General features: G+C 62.0%; 7 protein-coding genes. 4 read left to right on the top strand and 3 right to left on the bottom strand.

The window, feature by feature from the left end; genetic code table 11:
* From LX81_RS21385 to LX81_RS21375, 3 genes are all read right to left on the bottom strand, one after another.
* The coding region (locus tag LX81_RS21385) for a sodium:solute symporter family transporter (RefSeq protein WP_444543924.1) at positions 1 to 399 on the bottom strand (399 nt) is incomplete at its 3' end.
* Positions 400 to 784: 385 nt separating this feature from the next.
* Positions 785 to 1,687 (bottom strand): AEC family transporter, encoded by a 903-nt coding sequence (locus tag LX81_RS21380; protein ID WP_111539268.1) that lies wholly within the window; start codon positions 1,685 to 1,687, stop codon positions 785 to 787.
* Between the two features lie 389 nt (positions 1,688 to 2,076).
* Positions 2,077 to 3,585, bottom strand: coding sequence for a sensor histidine kinase (locus LX81_RS21375; protein ID WP_111539267.1), 1,509 nt, complete (start codon positions 3,583 to 3,585; stop codon positions 2,077 to 2,079).
* A gap of 160 nt (positions 3,586 to 3,745) precedes the next feature.
* On the opposite strand from LX81_RS21375, the gene LX81_RS21370 reads away from it, so the two are divergent.
* The 4 genes from LX81_RS21370 to LX81_RS21355 all read left to right on the top strand — a co-directional run.
* Positions 3,746 to 5,260, top strand: coding sequence for an RAD55 family ATPase (locus LX81_RS21370; RefSeq protein ID WP_111539266.1), 1,515 nt, complete (start codon positions 3,746 to 3,748; stop codon positions 5,258 to 5,260).
* Positions 5,257 to 5,616 carry a response regulator transcription factor gene (locus tag LX81_RS21365; protein ID WP_111539265.1) on the top strand — a complete coding sequence of 120 codons (360 nt, stop codon included), beginning with the start codon at positions 5,257 to 5,259 and terminating at the stop codon, positions 5,614 to 5,616. Before LX81_RS21370 ends, LX81_RS21365 begins: the two co-directional genes overlap by 4 nt.
* A gap of 661 nt (positions 5,617 to 6,277) precedes the next feature.
* Positions 6,278 to 7,129: an oxygenase MpaB family protein gene (locus LX81_RS21360; protein ID WP_234822798.1), complete on the top strand. Its 852-nt coding sequence runs from the start codon at positions 6,278 to 6,280 to the stop codon at positions 7,127 to 7,129.
* Between the two features lie 154 nt (positions 7,130 to 7,283).
* Positions 7,284 to 7,557: transposase (locus tag LX81_RS21355; RefSeq protein ID WP_146259499.1), on the top strand; the 274-nt coding region annotated here is incomplete at its 3' end.

Here is a 7,557-nt window from a genome sequence, read left to right as displayed (position 1 = left end):
AAGCACCACGACGTAGCCCGACAGGAACAGCAGCGAGACCGCGGTCTTGGTCTGCGCGTCGTAGCGCTCCTCCAGGAAGCCCGGGATCGTCGAGATGCCCGATTTGAGGTAGCGCGGCAGCAACACCAGCGCGGTCACCACCATCGCGATCGCCGCGAGCGTCTCCCACGCCATCACGAGGATGCCCTCGGAATACGCCTGTCCCGTGAGGCCCACGATCTGTTCGGTCGAGAGGTTCGTGAGCAGCAGCGATCCCGCGATGACCGGCGCGGTCAGCGACCGACCCCCGAGGAAATAGCCGTCCGAATCCTCCTCGTCCGTCCCCCGTGTCCAGATGTACGACAACACCGCGACAAGCGCCGTGAAACCTATGAATGCCGTTATATTTAATGCGCCCATGATCTCCTCCCTGAGCCAGTTCCCTTACGAGATTACTGGGAGACGGAAAGTCGTGGGTTTGAATTCTTAATGTGCATACATATGCAGGGGCGGCTTTATGACATCCGGGTTCTCCAGAGATGGAGAGCCATAGTATCGTGGGCAAACTCGCCAGACGTCTTGGAACCCAGATCAGCTACATAGAGTGTATCGGCAGCTAGAGATCGAAGTATACTTCTCTGCTGACGAAAGAGGCGAAAGTCAGAATTGTGCGGTCGCTCCGATCCGCTAGATACCGGGACTGAACACCTACCGACGTCGCGGTCGAACGGCTGCTTCAGCGGAGATACATACCCCTTATCCGCCGCTGCGGAAACTTGGTCGGCAACACCCGTCCAGATGCAGGTCAGGTCGTCAGGATCGCGAGCATTATCGGAATTGACGCTGCCGCCGCCATCGTCTGCAGGGTGACGATACCGGCCATTAGCTGCCCGTCGCCCTTCATCTGCTGCGTCAGCACATAGGCGGTCGGGGCGGTTGGAACGCAGCAGAAGACGATTATGATGAAGGCCTCGGTGCCTGTCAGACCGAACATGTGCGCCACGGCCACCCCGAGAAGGGGCATCAGCACGAGGCGAGCGGCGCTGGTGGCGATCAGTGCAGGGGCGTCGGCGCGGAGCGATCTGGGCCGCAGCGCCGCGCCGATGCAGAGTAGACCGAGGGGGAGACTGCCCTGACCCAATAGCGCGGCGAGCCGGTCGAGGCCCAGAGGTAGACCGACGTTCGTCATGGCGAGGGCGAAGCCTGCGAGGCAGGCCAGGATCAACGGGTTGGTCAGGACCGTACGTATAAGAGCGCGAGGTGCGCGCGACGCGCCCGCGTCGCTCAGCGCCAGGATGGAGAGCAGATTGACCAGGGGCACGGCCAAGGCGAGGTAAAGCGCCGCCTTCTCCAAACCTTCCGGCCCGACAAACGTCGCGATAAGAGACAGGGCGAGGTAGGTGTTGAAACGGATCACACCCTGAACGACCGGCCCGTAGCGTCGCGCAGGCATTGGTCGAACCCGCCGAAGCAGACCGAGCGCGAGCGATGCGATCATGATCGTCGCCACCGCCGCTCCGCCCAGCCTCAACACCTCCGGGTCACGTACGGGCGCGTCGGCGAGGCTGGAGACCAGCAATGCGGGAAACAGGACGAAGTAGTTCAGCCGCTCGGCCGCGGGCCAGAACTCCGCAGAGGGAATACGCCAGCGCGCGAGGCCGAAGCCCAGCCATATCAGCGCGAAAATCGGCCAGATCGTCGTCAGCATTCGCTCGTCAACATTGTACCCGAAACAGATCCACCGCCGACAGGTCGTCTACTCGAGCGGTGCTGTCCAGTAGGATCGGCCGCCGTGTCCTGACCGATCCGATCGGCACTTCGCCTTAGCGCCGCAGGTCCTTTGCGATTGTCGTCCGGATCCTGCGCCAATCCTCACGTTGGCCTTCCCGGACCAGAATATCTCCGAGGTGGCGGTCATTGGTTGGCGGACACGTTCCCACCTCTCGACCACCGGACATGCGGCCATCAAGGTCTCACGCGAATGGCCGCTCACTCTCGGGTTGCGGCTATTCTGCTCAGAGCAAGATCAACAGTCGGTAGTCAAACCGAAAAGGTCCGGTTCGAGCCCCTCTGGCCTGTGTGGCTTGACCGTCGAACCTATTGCGCGAGGCTCTCCTTCGGGATGTCCATGGTGATCCCGAGACCCGACCTGTTCCACTCGTAATCAACGCGGCCCATCATCTGAACGCAGACGCTCAGGTTGATCAGTTGCGTTCCGAACCCCTTGCGCTCCGGCGGCGAAAGCAGGAGCGGTCCTCCGCTTTCGCGCCATGCAAGGTGGAACGTGTCCCGGTCCGACGACCAGGTGATCGAAAGCCGCCCCTCCGGCGTCGAAAGGGCACCGTATTTCGCCGCATTGGTAGCCATTTCCTGGATCAGAAGCGCAAAGTTCGTCGCCGAATTCGGGCCGATCTCGAGGGACGGGCCGTCGAGGGACAGTCTGGTGGAATTGCCGTGCATGTGGGGGTCGAGCAGTGTGCCGAGCAATTTCGGGAGCGTGATGGCAGGGTGATCGCCCGATTCGATTCCCTCGACCGGCCGAATGAGATCGTGAGCCTGCGCGAGAGAGGTCAATCGCTGGCGAAGTGCCCTGGCCATCGAACCGGGGGTCGTCTCCATCCGGGCGGTCATCGAGATCAGGCCGGAGACGATGCTGAAGAGATTCTTGATCCTGTGATGCAACTCCCGGATCATCAATTTGCGCGCTTCCTCGGCCTTGTGCCGAGCCGTGATGTCGCGGAAGAAGATGGTGAGCCCGTCCGGCGACGGGGTCGCATTGGCTTCGAACCATCGGTCCAGGGGTGGATAATACCCCTCGATCCTTTTGGGCTCCTGATCGTCTACGGCGGCATGGTAGTCCCGCCAGAACGCATTTCCGACCGCCTCGGGGAAGATTTCCCACAACGCCCGACCTTGGGGATCCCCGGGCGTGTCTGTCAGTCTCGCGAAATGGCTGTTGACGTAGATCACGCGCCATTCCTCGTCCAGCGAGACGATGCCGTCGCTGGTGGATTCCAGGACGTGGCTCAAGCGGGCATGACTGGCTTCGAGCGCCTCCCGAATGCGTTGGCGCTCCGCGGTTTCGATTCGCAGCGCGATCTCCGTTTCTATTCCGCCGGCAATATCGCGCAAAAGCACGAGATCCCCGTCGACCCAATCGCGCGGGCTGTCCTGGATGGCACAGAGCGATCCAAGGACGTGTCCGCCCGGAGCGCGCACCGGAACACCGAGATAGGCGATGACCTCGAGATCGCGGATCGCCGGGTTCCCGCAAACGAGCGGATGTTCCCGCGCATCGGTCACGCGCAGGGCTTCGCCGCTGACGACCACGTGCTGGCAAAAGGAATGCGTGAGAGGCGTTTCACCAGCATCCGCATGAGGCCCGACGAGGCCGACCTGTGCCTTGAACACCTGCCGCCGGTCGTCGACGAACGTCAGGAGCGAGACCGGAGTACCCAGGGCCCGGGACGCGATGCGCACGGCACGATCGAATGCCTCTTCGGCGCCGCGGTCCATCAGGCCCAGATCACGCAATGCTTCTAGTCGTGCTTCTTCGGATAGCGGGTCGGCGAGCGTGGACTCGACGTTCGCATGGGTCATGGACATTCAACACTCCAACCGAATGCTGGCCGCGTCGACTGGAAACTCTTACATGGTCCCCGGCGAACGCACGCACAGCCGAACCGACTAAGAACTGCTTGCGCTCGAAACTCAACCCTAGGATGAATAGAGCGAACGGCGCAAGCTAGGTTGGGAGAAACAACCTGTGACCAAATCCGAGACCCCTTGGGGGAACGATCACGCGGAAATTCCCGAGAAATCTCCGCTCGTTCGCTTTCCATCCGGGGTACAGAAACTGGATCAAATTCTCGGGGGCGGCCTTGTGCGGGGGTCCTCCTACATCGTTCAGGGCCCGCCGGGTACGGGCAAGACCATCATGGCAAATCAGGCGTGCTTCGAGAGGGTCCGGAGCGGAGAACGCGCACTTTATCTGACGCTCCTGTCGGAAAGCTTCACCCAGATGTTCGCTTTCCTCGACGGGTTGGACTTCTTCGACCGCAGCCGCATACCGCAAGGCGTCTACTATTCCTCGGTCTATGCGACCATGCGTGAAAATGGGTTCGACGGGGTCGTGCGGCTGTTCCACGACGAGATCCGCAAGCGGGCACCCTCCCTTGTCGTACTCGATGGCCTTTACGTCGCAGGGGAAGCTATCAACGGGGACGAGCACGCCTTCCGTCGGTTCATTACCGAAATCAGCACGCAATGCGCGATGGTGGGTACGACATTGTTGATGCTGACTAATGCGGATCGCGGACCGTCCTCCCCGGAATATACCATGGTCGACGGTTGGATCGAACTCGCGGACGATCTGCTCTCGGACGGGCGCGCCCATCGGACCATGGTGGTCCACAAGCACCGGGGCGGGCCGATCCTGCGTGGGCGACATGATTACGTCATTCGCTCCGGCGGATTGTTCGTCTTTCCGCGGCTGGAATCGATCGCACCCCGTAGCGATCCCCGGGATGCGCCAACTAATCGTATGTCGCTGGGCGTGGAAACGCTCGATCTGATGACGCGAGGTGGTCTTCCGCAAAATTCGGCCAGCGTGATCCTTGGCCCCACGGGGTCGGGAAAAACCACGGTCGGCCTGCAGTTCCTGGGGCTGTCGACACCTGAAGAGCCCGGCCTTCTCGTCGGCTTCTACGAAGCGCCAGAACGGCTTCGGTACAAGGCAAGTCAGATGGGGGTCGATCTGGCCAGCCTGGAGGCATCAGGAGCAGTGAAGATCCTGTGGCGTCGACCCTTGGGCAATCTCGTCGATGAGATCGGCCAAGGCGTCGTGGATGCCGTCGAGAACATCGGCGCCCGTCGCCTCGTGATCGACGGGATGAATGCACTGAGCCGTCCTCTGGTCAGTCCTTCACGCCTGCACGCGTTCCTTCGTGCCTTCAACGACATACTGAGCGCGAATGGGGTCACCACGCTCTATACCCGCGAAGTGCCGCAGCTCTTCTTCCCCGAGATCCTTGGGGTCGACGATATGTCCGGCGTGATCGATAACACCTTCCTCTTCCACTATGCCCTCGACGGGGACCGGGTTCGGCGCCGGGCGACCATCCTCAAGGTGCGCGACAGCGACTTCGATCACGTCAGTCGCGAATTCGAGATCACCGACAATGGTCTGGTGTTCCGCGAGCCAGAAGGATCGTCGGCGTTACAGGACATGACGACCGGCCGCACCTCGCCTGACCCGCTCCCGAGCGGGGAAAACCCGTGACCCGGCGCATCCTGATCGTCGAAGACGAGACCATATTGATGATGGTGGTCGCCATGGCGTTCGAGGATCACGGGTTCGAGGTCGTGACCGCGCCCAACGGCCGCAGGGGCCTGGAGGCTGCACGCACCGCTTCCATTGACGCCATCGTCACCGATTACATGATGCCGGGCCTCGACGGATTGGAAATGCTTCAGGCCCTCCGCGAGGAGGGCGTGAACACGCCGGCGATCATGATCACCGCCATCCCGCAGGACCAGCTCGGCCTACAGGGAAAGCCGCCGTTCGATCGATACATGACGAAACCCTACGACGAGGAGCAGCTCGTCACGACCGTGAAGACGATGCTCGACGGGTGACCGAGCCGCGAGGGGCTTGGTCTTTCTCGCTACCGTTTGCATGGCGTGATCTCCGACCTCGAGACCGGGCCCCTGCAGATTGAGGTTCACCATCGCCCAGTTCAGAGGTTGGGTGCTCCCGGAAAATATGACGCCGTCGGAAGCCGGGATCAGAGTTGTTCCTTGTCCTCAAAACGGCGCGCACGAGATGGCGCAAAAGACGCGGCTACGTCGTCTAGTCCCTCGCAGAGGCTGCACTGCCACGGCAGTAAAATATGGCCAATCAAGCTTCATGCTTGATGCCCATCCGATGCTCGTCGATTGGTAGAGCGTGCCCAGTGCTCTGTCGATCCAGGCATAAAGGCGAGTGCGCTTCGGGCAGGGACTCCGGCATCTTCAGGAAGGTCCGGTTGGTGCTTCCCACCATCGCCGTGACTTTCACCGTTCCAAACCCTCAGGACCAAATTGCATCGCTGTCGGAAAGGTAGTCCCCGCGACCGAAAGCCGAGACGGCGCCGATGCGGCGGCGCAACCTCTCACCATGGCCCCGATGGACGGACCGCATCGCGTCAGTACCCGCATCGAAGGCTTGCCGAACCCTCCGATATCAATCCCTACTGACAACAGCGTTGCTCGATGGAGAGGGGCTGTCATGGCTGCCGGGAAACCTTCGGATTTAAGGTTGTCACGCGGAACGGCGGTGGCGGACCGGATCGCGGCGCTCGACCCCGAGACGGAGTTCGAGACGATGGCCCGTCTGCTCTATGCCTACGAGTTCTCGTGGGACATCGAGCGCGCGCTCGAATTCGCCCTCTTCCGTACCTATGCCGTGCCCGCGATCTCCGGCCTTCTGTCCAGCACGAGGGAGTTCGAGACGCGGCCGCGCAAGCGCTACGACGACACAGAGTTGATCCTGTGCGAGCCGATGGAGCACGGGCTCGAAAGCGACCGCGGGCGGCGTGCCATTGGCCGGATGAATGCCATGCATGACCGTTACAGGATCGTGAACGCGGACATGCTCTACGTGCTTTCGACCTTCGTCTGCGAGCCGATCCGCTGGCTCGACCGTTTCGGACGTCGTCCGATGACCGCGCCCGAGCGCCGCGCCTGGTTCCTCTACTATCGTGGCCTCGGCCAGCGGATGGGGATCGCCGACATTCCCCACGATCTTGACGAGATGGAGCGCTACAACGTGGCCTACGAGGCGCAGCATTTCCGTTACGCCGATACCAACCGTCGGATCGGCGAGGCGACGCGCGACCTGCTCCTCGGGTTTTACCTTCCACGCCGTCTCGTGCCGATCGGCCGTCCCGCGGTGCATGCGTTCCTCGACCCGCCCTTGCGCAAGGCCATGGGCTTTCCTCCGGCGCCGATCCTGCTTCGCAATGCGATGTGGGCCGCCCTTCGTATCCGCGCCCGGCTGTTACGCATCCTGCCCCTGCGCCGCCGGCCACGCCTCCTGACGCAGCTCCCGCGTCCGACCTATCCGGGTGGTTACGAGATCGAGCGACTGGGCACCTTTCGATCGAAATGAGAGCATCTTGATCTCTAACGCGCTGGCCGCTGATCACCCAGACGAACTATCTCGCCGCCGTGAAAGCACTCGATGGTTGCGGTCTAACCTAGGCTTAGGACCCATTGATTGACGACGTTGGTCGTGATTCAGGCTCCGCGAGGAGACCGCATGCATGAGCAACCTGTTTTGGCTGACCGAGGCGCAGATGGCGCGGCTGCGGCCGTACTTCCCGAAGAGCCATGGCCGCCCCCGTGTCGACGACAGACGGGTCCTGAGCGGCATAATCTTTGTCAACCGTAATGGGTTGCGCTGGTGCGATGCCCCCAGTGAGTATGGCCCCCCGAAGACGCTCTCTAACCGATGGAAGCGGTGGAGCGATATGGGTGTGTTCGCCAGGATCATGGACGGCTTGGCGGCCGAGGGCGCGGAACGGCAGACGATCATGA

The organism is Palleronia aestuarii, from assembly GCF_003253995.1.
Taxonomy (GTDB): domain Bacteria; phylum Pseudomonadota; class Alphaproteobacteria; order Rhodobacterales; family Rhodobacteraceae; genus Palleronia; species Palleronia aestuarii.
This window is presented reverse-complemented; position numbering and strand designations above follow the sequence as displayed.